This is a genomic window from Streptomyces sp. DS1-CR2, assembly GCF_055760475.1.
Genome location: NZ_CM147085.1, coordinates 3479673 through 3496437, shown reverse-complemented (window position 1 = coordinate 3496437; position 16765 = coordinate 3479673). Strand labels below are relative to the sequence as shown.

Annotated in this window: 16 protein-coding genes and 1 tRNA gene; 4 read left to right on the top strand and 13 right to left on the bottom strand. The window is 69.5% G+C overall.

Annotated elements, in window-relative coordinates:
* The first annotated feature begins 138 nt into the window (after nucleotides 1–138).
* Complete coding sequence (locus ACY0PA_RS17075) at nucleotides 139–1185, top strand: LacI family DNA-binding transcriptional regulator (protein ID WP_473085428.1); 1047 nt, start codon at nucleotides 139–141, stop codon at nucleotides 1183–1185.
* A 102-nt stretch (nucleotides 1186–1287) separates the two neighbouring features.
* On the opposite strand, the gene ACY0PA_RS17070 is transcribed toward ACY0PA_RS17075, so the two are convergent.
* The 4 genes from ACY0PA_RS17070 to ACY0PA_RS17055 all read right to left on the bottom strand — a co-directional run bounded on the left by ACY0PA_RS17070 (nucleotide 1288) and on the right by ACY0PA_RS17055 (nucleotide 4067).
* Nucleotides 1288–1360, bottom strand: a tRNA-His gene (locus ACY0PA_RS17070).
* A gap of 121 nt (nucleotides 1361–1481) precedes the next feature.
* Complete coding sequence (orn, locus tag ACY0PA_RS17065; RefSeq protein ID WP_473085427.1) at nucleotides 1482–2084, bottom strand: oligoribonuclease; 603 nt, start codon at nucleotides 2082–2084, stop codon at nucleotides 1482–1484.
* 10 nt (nucleotides 2085–2094) lie between these two features.
* Nucleotides 2095–3303: a helix-turn-helix domain-containing protein gene (locus tag ACY0PA_RS17060; protein ID WP_473085426.1), complete on the bottom strand. Its 1209-nt coding sequence runs from the start codon at nucleotides 3301–3303 to the stop codon at nucleotides 2095–2097.
* Nucleotides 3304–3710: 407 nt separating this feature from the next.
* Nucleotides 3711–4067 (bottom strand): hypothetical protein, encoded by a 357-nt coding sequence (locus ACY0PA_RS17055; RefSeq protein ID WP_473085425.1) that lies wholly within the window; start codon nucleotides 4065–4067, stop codon nucleotides 3711–3713.
* Nucleotides 4068–4398: 331 nt separating this feature from the next.
* On the opposite strand from ACY0PA_RS17055, the gene ACY0PA_RS17050 reads away from it, so the two are divergent.
* The gene (locus ACY0PA_RS17050; protein WP_473085424.1) at nucleotides 4399–4923 is read left to right on the top strand and encodes a universal stress protein; all 525 of its coding nucleotides are present in this window, start codon (nucleotides 4399–4401) and stop codon (nucleotides 4921–4923) included.
* A gap of 148 nt (nucleotides 4924–5071) precedes the next feature.
* Nucleotides 5072–5641: a GPR1/FUN34/YaaH family transporter gene (locus ACY0PA_RS17045; RefSeq protein ID WP_473085423.1), complete on the top strand. Its 570-nt coding sequence runs from the start codon at nucleotides 5072–5074 to the stop codon at nucleotides 5639–5641.
* A gap of 126 nt (nucleotides 5642–5767) precedes the next feature.
* On the opposite strand, the gene glmS is transcribed toward ACY0PA_RS17045, so the two are convergent.
* Nucleotides 5768–7585 carry a glutamine--fructose-6-phosphate transaminase (isomerizing) gene (glmS, locus tag ACY0PA_RS17040; RefSeq protein ID WP_473085422.1) on the bottom strand — a complete coding sequence of 606 codons (1818 nt, stop codon included), beginning with the start codon at nucleotides 7583–7585 and terminating at the stop codon, nucleotides 5768–5770.
* Nucleotides 7586–7602: 17 nt separating this feature from the next.
* The gene (locus tag ACY0PA_RS17035; RefSeq protein ID WP_473085421.1) at nucleotides 7603–7860 is read right to left on the bottom strand and encodes a hypothetical protein; all 258 of its coding nucleotides are present in this window, start codon (nucleotides 7858–7860) and stop codon (nucleotides 7603–7605) included.
* 228 nt (nucleotides 7861–8088) lie between these two features.
* Here ACY0PA_RS17035 and ACY0PA_RS17030 point away from each other — a divergent pair, with 228 nt between their 5' ends.
* Entirely contained in the window at nucleotides 8089–8262 is a 174-nt protein-coding gene (locus ACY0PA_RS17030; protein WP_473086649.1) for a hypothetical protein, read from the top strand.
* A gap of 82 nt (nucleotides 8263–8344) precedes the next feature.
* Here ACY0PA_RS17030 and ACY0PA_RS17025 read toward each other — a convergent pair whose 3' ends face one another.
* The 7 genes from ACY0PA_RS17025 to ACY0PA_RS16995 all read right to left on the bottom strand — a co-directional run bounded on the left by ACY0PA_RS17025 (nucleotide 8345) and on the right by ACY0PA_RS16995 (nucleotide 16761).
* Complete coding sequence (locus ACY0PA_RS17025) at nucleotides 8345–10117, bottom strand: IucA/IucC family protein (protein ID WP_473085420.1); 1773 nt, start codon at nucleotides 10115–10117, stop codon at nucleotides 8345–8347.
* Nucleotides 10114–10674 carry a GNAT family N-acetyltransferase gene (locus ACY0PA_RS17020; protein ID WP_473085419.1) on the bottom strand — a complete coding sequence of 187 codons (561 nt, stop codon included), beginning with the start codon at nucleotides 10672–10674 and terminating at the stop codon, nucleotides 10114–10116. The genes ACY0PA_RS17025 and ACY0PA_RS17020 overlap by 4 nt, the downstream gene beginning before the upstream one ends.
* Nucleotides 10671–11951, bottom strand: a complete 1281-nt coding sequence (locus ACY0PA_RS17015) for a lysine N(6)-hydroxylase/L-ornithine N(5)-oxygenase family protein (protein WP_473085418.1) — start codon at nucleotides 11949–11951, stop codon at nucleotides 10671–10673. Before ACY0PA_RS17015 ends, ACY0PA_RS17020 begins: the two co-directional genes overlap by 4 nt.
* Entirely contained in the window at nucleotides 11935–13386 is a 1452-nt protein-coding gene (gene desA / locus ACY0PA_RS17010) for a lysine decarboxylase DesA (protein WP_473085417.1), read from the bottom strand. Before desA ends, ACY0PA_RS17015 begins: the two co-directional genes overlap by 17 nt.
* Before the next feature lie 153 nt (nucleotides 13387–13539).
* A complete protein-coding gene (locus ACY0PA_RS17005; RefSeq protein WP_473085416.1) occupies nucleotides 13540–14445 on the bottom strand; it encodes a siderophore-interacting protein in 906 nt (301 codons plus the stop codon).
* A 5-nt stretch (nucleotides 14446–14450) separates the two neighbouring features.
* Nucleotides 14451–15497: an ABC transporter substrate-binding protein gene (locus tag ACY0PA_RS17000; protein ID WP_473085415.1), complete on the bottom strand. Its 1047-nt coding sequence runs from the start codon at nucleotides 15495–15497 to the stop codon at nucleotides 14451–14453.
* A 103-nt stretch (nucleotides 15498–15600) separates the two neighbouring features.
* Complete coding sequence (locus tag ACY0PA_RS16995; RefSeq protein WP_473085414.1) at nucleotides 15601–16761, bottom strand: acyl-CoA dehydrogenase family protein; 1161 nt, start codon at nucleotides 16759–16761, stop codon at nucleotides 15601–15603.
* Nucleotides 16762–16765: the final 4 nt, after the last annotated feature.

The following is a 16765-nucleotide window of genomic DNA, read 5'->3' as shown; positions in this document are numbered from 1 at the left end:
ATAGAGTGGGAGCGCTCCCACCGGTGATGTGTTGAAGAGTCGTCGCTCGGCCCGGGAGTGTCAAGACACCTGGCAGCGACAACTTGGTGCGGTTATCGGGCTGTTAGATTCCGCATGAGACTTGGGGAGGTGGGAGTCATGGCGGCTCGCGGCACACACAGCAGGCGTCCGACTCTCGAGGAGGTCGCCGCCCGCGCGGGCGTGGGCCGGGGCACGGTCTCCCGGGTGATCAACGGATCGCCCCGGGTGAGCGACGCGACCCGCGCGGCGGTGGAGGTCGCCGTCGCGGAACTCGGCTACGTACCGAACACGGCGGCCCGCGCCCTGGCCGCCAACCGCACCGACGCCATCGCCCTCGTCGTGCCCGAACCGGAGACACGTTTCTTCGCCGAGCCCTACTTCTCCGACATGTTGCGCGGTGTCGGAGCCCAGCTCGCCGAGACCGAGATGCAGCTCCTGCTGATCTTCGCGGGCAACGACCGGGAGCGGCAGCGCCTCGCCCAGTACCTCGCGGCCCACCGCGTCGACGGCGTCCTGCTGGTGTCCGTCCACGCCGACGACCCGCTGCCCGATCTGCTCAGCCAGCTGGAGATCCCCGCCGTCATCAGCGGCCGCCGCTCCGCCGCCGAGACGCTGCCCTCGGTGGACTCCGACAACTTCGCGGGCGCGTACTCGGCCGTCGAGCACCTCCTGAGCCGCGGCCGCACCGCCATCGCCACGATCACGGGCCGGCTCGACGTGTACGGCGCCCAGCGCCGCGTCGACGGCTACCGCGCCGCCCTCGACGCGGCCGGCCGAGAGGTGGACGAGCGGCTCATAGTGCCGGGGGACTTCACTGAGGAGGGCGGCCGGCGCGCGATGACCGAGCTGTTGGAGCACTGCCCCGAAGTGGACGCGGTGTTCGCCGGGTCGGACGTGATGGGAGCGGGCGCCCGCCAGGTGCTGCGCGAGGCGGGACGCCGTGTCCCCGACGACGTCGCCCTGGTCGGCTACGACGACTCGGCGATCGCCCGGCACATGGACCCGCCCCTGACGAGCGTGCGCCAGCCGATCGAGGAGATGGGCCGCGCCATGATCGACCTGCTCCTCGCCGAGATCGCCGACCGCCGCCCGGTCGCGTCCCGCGCACTCGACGGCCGCCAGCTGGTCCTTCCGAACGAACTGGTGGAGCGCGCTTCGTCCTGAGAGGTGCGCGTCGGCCTCAGGCGTGCGTGTCGTCCTGAGCGGCGCGGGGTGCCACAACGATCAAGGCCCCGGTTCTTTCGAACCGGGGCCTTGATCATTCAGGGTGAGTGACGGGACTTGAACCCGCGGCCACCTGGACCACAACCAGGTGCTCTACCAACTGAGCTACACCCACCATGTCCGGTCGTTTGTCGTTCTTCCGACCGGCCGAGAAAAAGTGTACAGGGTCCGAAGGGATGCTCGCGCACCCCTTTCCCGGACCCCGTACACAGGGGTCGGAAATGCGGTGCGAGGCGCTATTCCGCAGGCGGCGTGTGCTTGGCCGCGATCTTCTTCGCGGTGTCGGAGTCGGGCCCCGGCTGCGGGACGAAGACCGCCTCGCGGTAGTAGCGCAGCTCGACGATGGAGTCGCGGATGTCGGCGAGCGCGCGGTGGTTGCCGTTCTTTTCCGGACTGTTGAAGTACGCCCTCGGGTACCAGCGGCGCGCCAGTTCCTTGACCGAGGACACATCGACGATCCGGTAGTGGAGGTAGTCCTCCAGCGTCGGCATGTCCCGGAGCAGGAAGCCGCGGTCGGTGCCGACCGAGTTCCCGCACAGGGGCGCCTTGCCCGGTTCCTTGACGTGCTCGCGTACGTACGCGAGGACCTGCTCCTCGGCGTCGGCGAGCGTCGTGCCGCCCGCGAGCTCGTCGAGGAGGCCCGAGGCGGTGTGCATCTGCCGCACCACCTCGGGCATGGTCTCCAGGGCCTCGGCGGGCGGGCGGATCACGATGTCCACGCCGTCGCCGAGTACGTTCAGCTCAGAGTCGGTGACCAGTGCGGCCACCTCGATGAGCGCGTCATTCGCCAGCGAGAGCCCGGTCATCTCGCAGTCGATCCACACCATGCGATCGTTCATGTGCCTTACCCTACGGCGCACTCCTCTGCCCGGGCAGACTCGCGCGCCCCGCCGCATACGCATCCGAGCTGGGTTTGCCCGGATCTGTCGGCAGTGAGGCGGTGGGTCCCGGGTAGGTTCCGGCGGCCGCGGTGCGCCGTGACTGGGCCGGGACCGGGGTCTCCGGTGTCGGCGCCGCGATCTCCACCGGCTTCTCCGGCTGCGGTCTGCGCGCCCGGTAGGCCGCGCGGTACGCGGCCGGGGACGAGCCGAGCTGGCGCCGGAAGTGCCCGCGCAGGGCGACCGGCGAACGGAAGCCGCAACGCCCGGCGACCTCGTCGACCGAGTAGTCGGAGGTCTCCAGGAGCCGCTGGGCCTGCAGCACCCGCTGGGTGATCAGCCACTGCAAGGGGGCGCTCCCGGTCAGGGAGCGGAACCGGCGGTCGAAGGTGCGGCGGCTCATATAGGCGCGCGCGGCGAGGGTCTCCACGTCGAACTGCTCGTGGAGGTGCTCCAGCGCCCAGGCGACGACCTCGGCCAGCGGGTCGGCGCCGATCTCCTCAGGTAAAGACCTGTCGAGGTAGCGCTCCTGGCCGCCGCTGCGGCGCGGCGGGACCACGAGCCTGCGGGCGAGCGCTCCGGCCGCCTCGTTGCCGTGGTCCGTGCGCACGATGTGCAGACACAGGTCGATACCGGCCGCGGTTCCGGCGCTCGTCAGGACGTCACCGTCGTCCACGAAGAGCTCGCGCGGGTCCACGTGGACCGACGGGTAGCGCTTGGCCAGCGTCGGCGCGTACATCCAGTGGGTGGTCGCCGGCCGGCCGTCGAGCAGGCCGGCCGCGGCGAGCACGAAGGCGCCGGTGCACAGTCCGACGATGCGCGCGCCTTCCTCGTGCGCGCGGCGCAGCGCGTCGAGGGCCTCCTCCGGTGGCGGCGACGTGATCGACCGCCACGCGGGCACGACGACGGTGCCCGCCCGCGAGATCGCGTCGAGCCCGTGGGGCGCGGTGAGTTCGAGGCCGCCCGTCGTGCGCAGCGGGCCCTCCTCGCCGGCGGACACCAGCAGCCGGTAACGCGGTACACCGGCGTCCTGGCGGTCGATGCCGAACACGGAGAGCGGAATGGAACTTTCGAAGATGGGTCCGCCGCTGAACAGCAGCACCGCGACTATTTCCCGGCGGCGTCGCCCGGAAAGCTTCCGAGCTGCGGCCTCCGGCGCAGCAGTGGAGTCGTGGCTCATCCCGCTAAGCCCCCCTCGGTGGTCGCGGCGCCCTTTGTGGTGTGACGGGCTTGTCGCTCCAGCACGTTTCCCCTCGGTCCTGCAGAGTCCCCCGCCGATGGACAGTCATGATCGAATCTACTGTGTCCGGTGGTCCCGGCGTGACCAGTTGAGGATCCGGCAGATTGTCGACATGGCAACTTGGCGTGAAGCATTCGATCACGAAGCGTGGCACTCAGGGGCGTTGCAGGGAAGTGCGCCTCAACTCAGTGGCCGGTCCCCGTAGGGTGCAAGCGCCTTCTACGGTCCTTTCATGCCTGGTGGCACGGGGGTTGGAGGCGGGTGGCGGCAAGAAATGCATGGCCGGGTGAAGTTGGCTGAAAATCTACGCGGTAGTGCGCGGGAACCAGTCAGCCCTCCGGCGCACATCATCCCGTGCGGCGACCGCCCTTGCGCGCCCCCGGCGCCGTTCTGCCGCGCCGGCCCCTGTGGTCGCAGGACCGTACCGGAGCCGGCCGTGCCGCGCCCCGTTCGGACTGGCGCAGCAGCACCCGGCAGACCCCGGTCACCGCGGCGAGCCCGAGCGCCGCGCCCATCGCCCCGGCCAGTGAGATGCCGTATCCCACCAGGACGACCGGGACCACGACGCAGCTGAACGCCGCCCAGCGGACGACGTCGCTCACCGTGTCCGTGCCGTACGCCTGCGTCGCCTCCCGCCGGACCTCGGGCGGCGGCTCCTCGCACGGGGCGTCGCCGGACGGGTGCACGATGGACGGTCCGGGCACGGCGCGCTCCCTGTTGCTGTGGGTACGCACGTTCAACGCGTGGTCGTGCGACCGGTCACTCGGCCGAACCGGGGGCGCCGGAACCGTACCCAAACCGTCTGTACCGGGCAGCAACCATTGCCATACGGGCGCGGCCTCGTGCATGCTCCCCTGAACGCCGCGGAGCGTGCGCTTAACCGGGCAGACGACTCTGGGCAGAGGAGGAGTGTCGCCGTACCCTTGGGGGTATGGGCTTGGGAAGATGATTCCCGGACACAGCTCCGCCGCTCCCTGTCGTCCCCTCCACCAAGGATCCGTCCAGGATCCAGAGGACCTAATCGCCGAGATACCCATGGCCGGTCACGAATTCCCTGAACCCGCGGACCGCAAGCGGCAGGTCGCCGATCCCACGGCGACCCCCCTGGCGGCGGAAGAAGCACGTCAGTCCTGCGATCCCGCCTTCAAGCACGGAGTGGTCGTCGGCTTCGACGGCTCGACCTCCAGTGAGCGGGCCCTCGCCTACGCCATAGGCATGGCACACCGTTCGGGTTCCGGCCTGATCATCGTCCACGTCGCCAACCGGCTGCCCACCACGGTGTGGGCGGGCTGCGAGCCGCCGGTCTTCGTCGATGTGCCGGACCACCGCACCGAGGTGCTCGGGCTCGAACTCGCGTGTGCGGAGTATCTGTCCGAGGTGCCCTGGATTCTCGTCGAGCGCGGCGGCGACATCTGCCACGAACTCGAAGAGGTGGGCCGGGAGTACGAGGCCGACGCGATCGTCGTCGGCTCCACGCACGGGATCGTAGGCCGGATCTTCGGCTCGGTCGCGGGACGGCTCGCGCGGCGCGCCAGGCGCCCGGTCATCGTCATCCCGTAACTCCCTTGAGCCCCAGGTGAGATGGGCGAATCCTACTCGCGCGTAGAGGTGCTTTGTGCCTTTGTGAAGGGTACATACCGGTCGCTGGACCATCGCAGGGCCCAGTACCGCGCGCAGCACAACTGCACCCGCACGAAGGGAGCCCGCCGTGGACAAAGACGTCTCCGCGGGAAGCACGACCTCCACTCTCGGCCATCTCGCCCTGGGACTCACCCTGTTGGCCTTCGGCCTCGGTCATACCGAAGTGATCGACGGCGTGAGCGCCGCGAACGCCGTATCCCTCGCGACGTACGTCGGTGGCATCGCCCTGTTCGTCGCCGGCCTGCTCGCCTACCGCGCCAGTGACGCCTCGACGGGTACGGCCTTCGCCGCGCTCGGCGCGTTCTGGTTCACCTGGGGCGTCACGGCCGGCGATCCCATGTCGGCCAACGCACAAGGGCTGTTCCTGCTTCTCTTCGCGCTGCTCGCCCTGAGCCTGACCCTCGGGGCCACCGGCTCCGGGACTCTCGTACGCGCGGCGTACGGGGCGCTGTGTGTGGCCCTGCTGCTGCTCGCCGTGGCCGCGTTCGGTGACACGGCCGGGCTCGCCAAGGCCGGCGGCTGGTTCGCCGCGGCAGGCGGGCTGCTCGCCTGGTACGCGGCGACGGCCGCGCTGGGCGGGCTGCCCACGGCCCTGCCGGGGCGTGCTGCCGGCCGGGGGGTGACGGCCACCGGCTGACAGCCGGGGGCCGGGGAATGGGCCCCCTGGCCCCCTCGAAGGAACGGGTCCCTGTGCGCTTGGTGGCGCGCACAGGGACCCGTTCTTCTCTACTCGCAGCTTCTGTACTCGTACTGCGGGGGCTGCCTACTCGACCGTGACGGACTTCGCCAGGTTACGGGGCTTGTCGATGTCGCGGCCCAGGGCCAACGCCGTGTGGTAGGCGAGGAGTTGGAGCGGGATGCCCATGAGGATCGGGTCGAGCTCGTCCTCGTTCTTCGGGACGACGATCGTGCGGTCGGCCTTCTCCTGCTCCTGGTGCGCGACCGCGAGGATGCGGCCCGAGCGGGCCTTGATCTCCTCGAGGGCGGCGCGGTTCTTCTCCAGGAGGTCGTCGTCCGGGACGATCGCGACCGTGGGGAGCGCCGGCTCGATCAGGGCGAGCGGGCCGTGCTTCAGCTCGGAGGCGGGATAGGCCTCGGCGTGGATGTACGAGACCTCCTTGAGCTTGAGCGAGGCCTCGCGGGCGACGGGGTAGCCACGGACCCGGCCGATGAACATCATCGAGCGGGCGTCGGCGTACTCCTCGGCGATCTTCTTGATCTGCTCTTCCTGCTCCAGGATCTGCGTGATCTGCCCGGGCAGCTTGCGCAGGCCCTCGATGATCCGCTTGCCGTCGGCGACGGACAGGTCGCGGATGCGGCCGAGGTGGAGGGCGAGGAGCGCGAACGCGACCGTGGTGTTGGTGAAGCACTTGGTCGACACGACGCAGACCTCGGGGCCCGCGTGGACGTACACACCGGCGTCCGACTCGCGGGCGATCGCCGAGCCGACGACGTTCACGACGCCGAAGACGCGGGCGCCCTTGCGCTTCAGCTCCTGCACGGCGGCGAGGACGTCGTACGTCTCGCCGGACTGGGAGACGGCGATGTACAGGGTGTCGGGGTCGACGACCGGGTTGCGGTAGCGGAACTCGGAGGCCGGCTCGGCGTCCGCGGGGATGCGCGCCAGCTCCTCGATCATCTGCGCGCCGATCAGGCCCGCGTGGTACGAGGTGCCGCAGCCGAGGATCTTCACGCGGCGCACGCTGCGCGCCTCGCGGGCGTCGAGGTTGAGGCCGCCCAGGTGCACGGCGGAGAAGCGCTCGTCGATGCGGCCGCGCAGGACGCGGTCGACGGCCTCCGGCTGCTCGAAGATCTCCTTGTGCATGTACGTGTCGTGACCGCCCATGTCGTACGAGGCGGCCTCCCACTCGACGGTGGTCGGCGCCGCGGTGGTGCGCGTGCCCTCCGTCGTGTAGGTGCGGAAGTCGTCCGCCTTGAGGGTGGCCATCTCGCCGTCGTCGAGGGTGACGATCTGGCGGGTGTGGGCGACGAGGGCGGCGATGTCCGAGGCGACGAACATCTCCTTCTCGCCGATGCCGAGGACGACCGGGGAGCCGTTGCGGGCCACCACGATGCGGTCGGGGAAGTCGGCGTGCAGCACGGCGATGCCGTACGTGCCCTCGATCAGCCGGAGCGCCTCGCGGACCTTGTCCTCGAGCTTCTCGGCGGGGGAGCGGGCGATGAGGTGGGTGAGGACCTCGGTGTCCGTCTCGGAGAGGAAGGTGACGCCCTCGGCGGTCAGCTTGGCGCGCAGGTCGGAGGCGTTGTCGACGATGCCGTTGTGGACGACGGCGACCTTGTTGTCCGCGGACATGTGGGGGTGCGCGTTCTCGTCGGACGGTGCGCCGTGGGTGGCCCAGCGGGTGTGGGCGATGCCCGTGGTGCCCTTGAAGCGGGCGGGCACCTTGGCCTCCAGGTCGCGCACGCGGCCCTTGGCCTTCACCATTTTCAGGCCACTGGCCTTCGGGCTGGTGATGACGACGCCCGCCGAGTCGTAGCCGCGGTACTCCAGGCGCTGCAGCCCTTCGAGCAGCAGTGGTGCCACGTCACGCTTACCGATGTAACCGACAATTCCGCACATATGTGTACTGATCCCCTCTAGCCGTAGACGATGCGCCGCAGCTGCCGCAGGGACAGCTCGGGCGGCGCGACCGCGCGGTACTTCAGGTCCGCCGAGATCCGTTCGAAGATCTCCGGGTTCACCAGGCCCTGACCCTGGAGTTCGCGGTGGCGGCGACGGACGAACACCTCGGTCGTCTCGTCGAAGTAGGCGAGCACGTCCTGGATCACCCGCAGTGCCTCGCCCCGGTTCAGGGGCGAACTGCGCGTCAGATGATCAACAAGTTCGTCGTGCACTCGGATGATCCTGGAGGAAGAGGGGACCGTTCGCAAGAATTCTGCCCGATTTCGGGCAGGGGTGCGCTATCCGGAGGGAACTCCGGGGTTCTTGGGGTTGCGGTGGGCAAGTTTGATGCGTGCCCCCGCTTGCAGGGGGGCGGGTCCTGTTGCTGGGCCCGCGCCTCCCCGAAGGGGCGGGCCCACCCGGGGTTCCGTCATCCACCCCGGTGGAATTGGTCTACACCCTTGACCCGCTCATGGTGTGTTCGTGTCGACGGGGTCGCCGAGCTCGGCTGGTCGCCTGAGGCCACGCACGACTGGAACACGTACAAGGTGCGGCTCGCGGCACAGGGCCCGCGCTGGGACGCGCTCGGCGTCGGCTACTACGGGTCCGCGCAGGTGCCCTGGCCCGTGGGCTGAGGGCGGACAGGCAAGCGAGTGGGGCTCCGGACCCGCGACGCAGTCGCTATGAACTGCAGCGTCTGCAGAGCCCCACTCACGTCTACGCGATCGGGTTCCGCAGCGTCCCGATCAGCTGGAGCGCGCCCGCCGGGTCCGCGAGGTCCACCATCTGCTCGTTGTTGCGCAGCTGGAGCCGGTTGAGGCAGGACAGCGTGAACTCCGGGGCGAACAGGTCGTACTGCCGGAATTTGTCGGCCAGTTGGGGAGCCGACTCCTGGTAGTCGCGGACACAGTCGGTGACCGCCTGCCAGAACGTGTCCTCGTCGAGTACGCCCTCCGTGACCAGGTTCGCCGCGAGGAAGCGGAAGAAGCAGTCGAAGACGTCCGTGAAGAGGGACAGCAGTTTCTGGTCGTCGGGGACCTCGACCCGGATGCGGTCGACGCCCGGCGGGAGGACCGCGTCGGGGTCCATGACCGCGATCTCCTCGGCGATGTCCTTGAAGATCGCCCGCTGGACCGTGCCGTCCTTGCCGAGTACGAGGATGACGTTCTCGCCGTGCGGCATGTACACGAGGTCGTACGCGTAGAAGCTGTGCAGCAGCGGCGTGAGGTACGACCGCAGGTAGGGGCGCAGCCACTCGGCGGGGGTCAGGCCCGAGCGCTCGATGAGGGCCGCGGCGAACGAGCGGCCGTCGGCGTCGACATGGAGCAGGGACGCCATCGTGGCGAGGCGCTCGCCCTCGGCCAGGGACGCGACGGGCGACTCGCGCCACAGGGCGGCGAGCATTTTGCGGTACGGGGAGTAGCGGTCGGTCGCGGCCTCGTACTCCAGGTGCCGGTAGCCGACGGCGGCGCGCTCGCGGATGATCGTCAGGCCGGTCGCCTTGAGGACCTCGTCGTTCTCGATGAGCTGCGCGAGCCAGTCGTTGATGGCGGGCGTGGCCTCCATGTACGAGGCCGAAAGGCCGCGCATGAAGCCCATGTTGATGACGGACAGGGCCGTCTTCACGTAGTGCCGGTCCGGGTGCGAGGAGTTGAAGAACGTGCGGATCGACTGCTGCGCGAGGTACTCGTCGTCGCCCTCGCCGAGGAGCACCAGGCGGCGCTGGGCGACCTCGGCCGCGAAGGTGACCGACAGCTTGTTCCACCACTGCCAGGGGTGGACGGGGATGAGCAGGTAGTCGTCCGGGTCCAGGCCCTGGTCGGTGAGCTTGGCGGCGAACCGCGCGAGGGTCTCCTCGCCGAGCTCGGCGCGCAGATGGGACTCGTAGTCGAGTCCGGCACCGGCCGTGAACGCGGCCCGCTCCCGCGTCGCCGCCAGCCAGATCAGCCGGATGGGGCTCGCTGTCTCCGGGGCGTACGAGAGGTACTCGTGGACGCCGAAGCCGAGCCGGCCGTTGTTGGCGACGAAGCAGGGGTGGCCCTCGGTCATGCCTGTCTCGATCTCCTGGAAGGAGCCGTCGCGGGCGAGGGAGGCCGCGGTGACGGGGGTTTTGGCGAGCTTGTAGCAGGTGCCGGAGAGGGTGGAGGAGATCTCTTCCAGGTAGACCGGCAGGATCGCGTCGCTCAGGCCGAGCGAGGTCTTCAGCTCGATGAAGAACTCCAGGGCGCTGAGCGGGAGTTCGGAGCCGTCGCGGTGGCGCGAGACGGAGTCCGCGGACACCTGCCAGTGGTCGAGGCGCAGGCGGCGGGCGGTGAAGCGGTACTCGGTCGCGCCGTCGTCGGAGCGCACCGCATACCGGTCGTCGCCGAGGGACTCGGGCGTGAGGAGGCGCTCGTGGGTGAACTCGGCGAGAGCCTTGCGGATGAGGAGGCGGTTGGCCTCGGCCCAGCGCTCGGGGGAGAGGTGGGTGAGGGCGTCGGAGAGCGTCATACGGCGGCCACCTCCGCGGCGGCGAGGAACTGCTCGCGCGTGCAGAAGCTGAGCAGCGCCTGCTTCTCCGGCTTCTGGATGACGCGGTCGGGGACGAAGCCGACGGCCTCGTTCAGGGCGTGCACGGCCTTGTTGCGCACGTCGGGCTCGACGACGACGCGCCGGGCCGCCGGGTCGGCGAACAGGAACTCCATCACCGTGGTGATCACGGCGCGGGTGAAGCCGGGGATGCGGACGTCGCTGGGCGCCGTCAGGAAGTGCATGCCGACGTCGCCGGGCTCGGGCTCGTACAGGCCGACGAGTTCGACGTGCGCCGGGTCGTAGCGCTCCATGAGGAAGGCGGGCTCGCCGTCGTGGAGGCCTATGAGCGCGTCGTGGTGCTCGGCGGCGGCTATCGCCATGTACGCGCGCTCCACGTCCTGCAGTTTCGCGTCCTGCATCAGCCAGAACGCGGCCTTGGGGTCGGTGACCCAGCGGTGCAGCAGCTCGGCGTCCGGGACGGGGTCGAGGGGGCGGATACTGAAGGTGCCGGTGGGGGAGCCGGTGGGGGTGCTCATGCGGCGAACTCCTGGAACGCGATGGTCTTCTCTACGGGGTAGTACTCGGTGCCGAGCAGCTCACGGATGATGTACGCGTTGCGGTACGCGCCCATGCCCAGGTCGGGCGAGGTGATCGAGTGCGTGTGGACGCCGGCGTTCTGGACGAACACGCCGCGGCCCGTGGTGTCGACGGAGTAGTTGCGGGCGAGGTCGAAGCGGCCCCGGCTGTCCCAGTTGAGCCGGTCGCGGACCGGCTCGAGGAAGGCGGGCGTCTCGTACTTGTAGCCCGTGGCCAGGATCAGGCCGTCGGTGCGCAGCTCGAAGTCCTTGCCCTGCTCCTCCTGGCGCAGGCCGAGCGTGTACGTGCCGCTCTCGTAACTCGCGCTCTGGAGCGACGAGTTGGTGAGGAGTCTGGTGGGGACGGGCCCGGTCAGGTTCTTCTGGTAGAGCAGGTCGAAGATCTCGTTGATGAGGTCGCCGTCGATGCCCTTGAAGAGGTTCTTCTGCTGGGTCTCCAGGCGGTAGCGGGTCTCCTCGGGCAGCGCGTGGAAGTAGTCCACGTACTCGGGCGAGGTCATCTCCAGCGTCAGCTTCGTGTATTCGAGGGGGAAGAAGCGCGGGGAGCGGGTGACCCAGTTGAGGCGGTAGCCGTGGACGTCGATCTCGCTGAGGAGGTCGTAGTAGATCTCCGCGGCGGACTGGCCGCTGCCGACGAGGGTGATCGAGTCCTTCTGCTGGAGCTCCTGCTTGTGGTGCAGATAGCGGGAGTTGTGGATCGCGTCGCCGCCGAGGCCCCGGCAGGGCTCGGGGATGTGCGGCGGGGTGCCGGTGCCGAGGACGAGGCGCGGCGAGCGGTACGTCTCGCCGCCCTCGGTGCTGACGACGTACACCTCGGCGCTCTCGTCGTATGAGACCTGTGTGACGGTCGCGCCGAAGCGGATGCTGGTGAGTTTCGCGGCGGCCCAGCGGCAGTAGTCGTTGTACTCGGTTCGCAGGGGATAGAAGTTCTCGCGGATGTAGAAGGAGTAAAGCCGCCCCGATTCCTTGAGGTAGTTCAGGAAGGAGTACGGGGAGGTCGGGTCGGCGAGTGTGACGAGGTCCGACATGAACGGGGTCTGGAGGTGGGCGCCTTCGAGGAACATCCCGGAGTGCCATGCGAAGTCCGGCTTGGACTCCAGGAAGACACCGTTCAGTTCGGCTATCGGCTCGGTGAGGGCGGCCAGGCCGAGGTTGAAGGGGCCGAGGCCGATCCCGATGAAGTCGAGGGGATCGGGGGACTCAGGAAGCTTCGGCAAGGTTCTCTCCCAGGTACTGCTCGGCGTGGCCGGCGATCAGGTCGAGGACCGCGACGATGTCGTCGACGGTGGTCTCGGGGTTGAGCAGGGTGAACTTCAGGTAGTGGCGGCCGCCCACCTTGGTGCCCGCCACGATGGCGTCGCCGGAGGCGAACAGGGCCTTGCGGGCGTACAGGTTGGCGCGGTCGATCTCGGCGGGGTCGGTGACGCCGGCCGGGATGTGGCGGAAGACGAGGGTGGACAGCCGCGGCTCGACGACGACGTCGAACCGGGGGTCCGCGGCGAGCCGCTCCCAGGCCCTGCCCGCCAGGTCACACACCTCGTCGAAGAGCTGCCCGACACCGTCGGCGCCCATCACGCGCAGGGTCATCCACAGCTTGAGCGCGTCGAAGCGGCGGGTCGTCTGGAGGGACTTGTCGACCTGGTTGGGGATGCGCTCGGTGACCATGCGGCGCGGGTTGAGGTAGTCGGCGTGGTACGTGGCGTGCCGCAGGGTGGCCGCGTCCCGGACGAGGACCGCGCTCGAACTCACGGGCTGGAAGAACGACTTGTGGTAGTCGACGGTGACGGAGTCGGCGCGCTCGATGCCGTCGAGGAGGTGACGGTTCCTGACGGAGGCGAGGAGTCCGCAGCCGTACGCGGCGTCGACGTGCATCCAGGTGCCGTACCGGTCGCAGAGCTCGGCGATCTCGGGGAGCGGGTCGATGGAGCCGAAGTCGGTGGTCCCGGCGGTGGCGACGACCGCCATGGGCACGAGGCCCTCCTCGCGGCAGCGCTCCAGCTCACGTGCGAGGGCGACGGTCTGCATCCGCTTGTCGCGGTCCACGGGGACGGTGACCACGGCGTCGGGTCCGAGGCCGAGGAGCGTGGCGGACTTCTTGACGCTGAAGTGGCTGACCTCGGAGGCGAACACCCGCATTTTCGTGGGGTGTTCGGCGTTCTCGGACTTGGTCTCGTCGCGGGCGAGCAGCAGCGCCTGGAGGTTGGACTGGGAGCCGCCGGAGGTGAAGACGCCGTCGGCGGCGGGGCCGAGGCCGATGCGGCTCGTGGTCCAGTCGATGAGCTTGCGCTCGATGAGGGTGCCGCCGGCGGACTGGTCCCAGGTGTCGAGGGAGGAGTTGACCGCGGAGAGGACGGCCTCGCCGACCACGGCCGGGATGACGACCGGGCAGTTGAGGTGGGCGAGGTAGCGCGGGTGGTGGAAGTAGACGGCGTCCCGGAGGTAGACCTCTTCGAGCTCGTCCAGGGCGGCGGTCGTGTCGAGGAGGGGCGTGTCCAGGTCGACGGCGTCGATCCGGGGCGAGAGCTCGTCGACCGTGACCCCGGTGAACGGACGGTCGGTGGTGGCGAGTTTGGCCGCCACCCGCTCGATTCCCTCGGTCACGCAGCGGCGGTAGTGCTCCGCGGTCGTGGCGTTGAGCAGGTGCGAGCGCATGGACGGTCCTCCGGGTGGGGGCAGGAATGCGGGTGAGCGGGAAGACGGGCGGCATGGGAAGAGGGGCGAGGTCCCAGCACGTGACTTAGGTTAGCCTAACCTAAGTTGCGCTTGCGACCCCGCCCCTCATGAGTGGCCGGAATGTACTGCCCGTCAGCCTTCGGCGGCCGCCTCCTGAGCCTCGGCGACGCGCAGCCCGTCCTCGCTGAGTCCCTTGCGCCAGTAGCCGACGAACGTCACCGACCGCTTGTCGTAGGCGCGTTCGCGCACGAGATGGCGGCGCAGCTCCTTCATCACTCCGGACTCGCCCGCGAGCCAGGCGTACGGACTCGACGCGTCCGGCAGTTCGGCGGCGCGGATCGCCTCCAGCGCGGACGGCGCTTTCTCGTCACGCACGAGCCAGGTGAGGGTGACGTCACCCGCGGTCTCGACGGCCGGGATGTCCTCGCGGTGCGGGACCTCGAGCCAGACGTGCGCGCGCAACCCCGAAGGCAGCCAGGCGAGGATGCCGAGGGCGGCGGGCAGGGCGGTCTCGTCGCCCCACATCAGGACGTGGTCGGCGCCCTCTTGGGGGCGGCAGCGTACGGCCGTGTTGTCGGCGACAGCCGGGCCGAGGACCGTCACGCGGTCACCGGGCTTCGCCGCCTCGGCCCAGACGCAGGCGGGACCCGCGTCGCCGGGGCCGTCGTGGTGGAGCACGAAGTCGATGTCGATTTCACCGGGTTCACCGGGTTCGCCGGGTTCAGCGGGCGCGCGGCGCTGCCCGCTGACCGTGTAGGAACGCATCACGGCGCGCACGTCGTCCGGGAGCGCCCGGTACGCGGCGTGCCAGGCGCGGCCGTCGTCACCCGGCTCGGCGGCCGGCAGGACGGGGGCCTCCTGGCCCGGCCGCGGCAGGAACAGCGACAGGCTCTGGTCGCGGCCTCCGGCGTGGAAGTCCACGAGGCCGGGCCCCGTGAACGTGACGCGCCGCAGCGACGGACCGAGCCGCCGCGTCCGCGCTACCTGGAGGTCGAAGAATCGGAAAGGTGCGATCGCGGGCGACTCGGTCGTCGTCATCTGTGTCAGCCGACCTTCTTCGCCTTCTCGATGGCCTCGGCGAGGTCCTCGAGGATCGGGGCGCACTTGTCGTACGAGTAGATGGGCTCGGTGACGCGCGGGATGACCTGGCCGGCCTTGACGGCGGGCAGCTTCTTCCAGGTGGCCTTGTCGCGGTCGAGGTCCGCGGGCTGGATGGTGGCCGTGCGGTTGTCCATCATGATGATGTCGGCCGGGTACTTGTCGATGTTCTCCCAGCTCAGGTTCTCGAACCAGCCGCCGGACGCCGTCTTCGCCTTCTCCGACGGCTCGACGAAGTTCACGCCGAGCGACTTGAGGTACTCCAGGTCGGCGGAGAGGTTCGTGCCGGAGACGTAGAAGATGTCCTGGCTCGCGGAACCGACGAGGACCCTGATCTCGGGGTGCGCCTTGGCGGCCTTGCGCAGGCGCGCGGCCGCGGTCTCGAAACGCTGCTTGGCCTTGACGACCTTGTCGGCCTTCACGTCGGCGCCGAGCGACTCGGCCAGGGAGAGCAGGCGCTGTAGCGGCTGCGTCATCTGGCGGTCGTAGACGGAGATGCCGACGCTCGGGGCCAGCTTGAGGATCTTGTCCTTCGACTCCGGCGGGACGGACCAGAGCGTGCCGGCGGTGTCGTACACGGTGGTGACGAGGAGGTCCGGGGCGAGGCCCGCGTACTTCTCGATGTTGAAGCGGCCCCACTCGTTGCCGATGATCGTCACCTGGTCGACGTCCATGTCGCCGGCCTGGACGTCGGCCTTGCCGGCCGAGGTCTTCGTCGGGCCGAAGACGCCCTTGCACTCGATGCCGTAGTCCCACAGGGCGGCGGCGACGCTGGTGAACGCGACGACGTTCGCCGGGACCTTGTCGGCCTTCGCCGTCGTGCCGCGGTCGTCCTTGAAGGACCAGGGGCCGGACTTGGCGCTGCCCGACTTGGCGCCCGAGCCGCCGTCCTTGGAGTCGCTGCCGCAGGCGGCGAGCGCGGCTCCGAGACCGAGAGCGCCCGCGGCGAGGATGCCGCGACGGGAAGGGGTGGTGAGACGGGCATAGGGCATGACAGTGGCTGCTTTCGTGACGTACGGAGGGCCGCTGGCCGGATCTGGCTTAGGTTAACCTAACCTAAGCTGCTGTCCAGAGGGCCCCCTCGCAGCCGCCGATTCAGCCCGTCAGGCCCAGCTCCCGCGCGATCAGCATCCGCTGTACCTCGCTCGTGCCCTCGCCGATCTCGAGGATCTTCGAGTCGCGCCACATGCGGGCCACCGGGTACTCGTTCATGAAGCCGTAGCCCCCGTGGACCTGGGTCGCCTCGCGCGCGTTGTCCACGGCGATCGTCGACGAGTAGAGCTTGGCGAGCGCCGCCTCCTTCTTGAACGGCTCCCCGCTCACCAGCCGCGACGCCGCGTCACGCCACGCGAGGCGGGACGTGTGCGCCTTCATCTCCATGTCGGCGATCTTGAACTGGATCGCCTGGTACGAGCCGATGTTGTGGCCGAACGCGTGCCGTTCCTTGGCGTACTTCACCGACTCGTCCACGCAGCCCTGCGCCAGACCCGTCGCCAGCGCGGCGATCGCGACGCGGCCCTCGTCCAGGATCCGCAGGAACTGGGCGAATCCGCGGCCCTGTTCGCCGAGCAGGTTCGCCGCCGGGACCCGTACGTCGTCGAAGTGCAGTTCACGCGTGTCCGACGCGTTCCAGCCGACCTTCGAGTACGGCGCCGCGACCGTGAAGCCCGGCGTCCCGGACGGCACGATGATCGAGGAGATCTGCGGCTTGCCCTCGGGGGAGCGGCCGGTGACCGCCGTGACGGTGACCAGACCGGTGATGTCCGTACCGGAGTTGGTGATGAAGCACTTCGTGCCATTGATCACCCACTCGCCACTCGCCTCGTCGATCCTCGCCGTCGTACGGGTCGCGCCCGCGTCCGAGCCGCCGTCGGGCTCGGTCAGGCCGAACGCGCCGAGGATCTCGCCGGAGCACAGCCGCGGCAGCCACTCGGCCTTCTGCTCCTCGGTCCCGAACAAGTGGAGGGGCATCGCGCCGAGCGAGACGCCCGCCTCCAGCGTGATCGCCACGGACGAGTCGACGCGTGCCAGCTCCTCAAGGGCGATCCCGAGGGCCAGATAGTCGCCGCCCATCCCGCCGTACTCCTCCGGGAAGGGCAGTCCGAACAGGCCCATGCGGCCCATCTCCCGCACGATCTCGTAGGGGAACTCGTGCCGCTCGTAGAAGTCGCCGATCTTCGGGGCGACGACGTCGTGCGCGAACTCCTCGACGGTGCGGCGGAGTTCTTCGTGCTCGCTGCTCAGGCGGTGGTCCATCTTG

Coding starts and splice junctions, on each gene's coding strand:
- glmS (WP_473085422.1), bottom strand. CDS start 7,585: ATGTGCGGAATTGTCGGTTACATCGGTAAGCGTGACGTGGCACCACTG.
- ACY0PA_RS17050 (WP_473085424.1), top strand. CDS start 4,399: ATGGCCGGTCACGAATTCCCTGAACCCGCGGACCGCAAGCGGCAGGTC.
- ACY0PA_RS16995 (WP_473085414.1), bottom strand. CDS start 16,761: ATGGACCACCGCCTGAGCAGCGAGCACGAAGAACTCCGCCGCACCGTC.
- desA (WP_473085417.1), bottom strand. CDS start 13,386: ATGCGCTCGCACCTGCTCAACGCCACGACCGCGGAGCACTACCGCCGC.
- ACY0PA_RS17005 (WP_473085416.1), bottom strand. CDS start 14,445: ATGACGACGACCGAGTCGCCCGCGATCGCACCTTTCCGATTCTTCGAC.
- ACY0PA_RS17020 (WP_473085419.1), bottom strand. CDS start 10,674: ATGAGCACCCCCACCGGCTCCCCCACCGGCACCTTCAGTATCCGCCCC.
- ACY0PA_RS17025 (WP_473085420.1), bottom strand. CDS start 10,117: ATGACGCTCTCCGACGCCCTCACCCACCTCTCCCCCGAGCGCTGGGCC.
- ACY0PA_RS17075 (WP_473085428.1), top strand. CDS start 139: ATGGCGGCTCGCGGCACACACAGCAGGCGTCCGACTCTCGAGGAGGTC.
- ACY0PA_RS17000 (WP_473085415.1), bottom strand. CDS start 15,497: ATGCCCTATGCCCGTCTCACCACCCCTTCCCGTCGCGGCATCCTCGCC.
- ACY0PA_RS17060 (WP_473085426.1), bottom strand. CDS start 3,303: ATGAGCCACGACTCCACTGCTGCGCCGGAGGCCGCAGCTCGGAAGCTT.
- orn (WP_473085427.1), bottom strand. CDS start 2,084: ATGAACGATCGCATGGTGTGGATCGACTGCGAGATGACCGGGCTCTCG.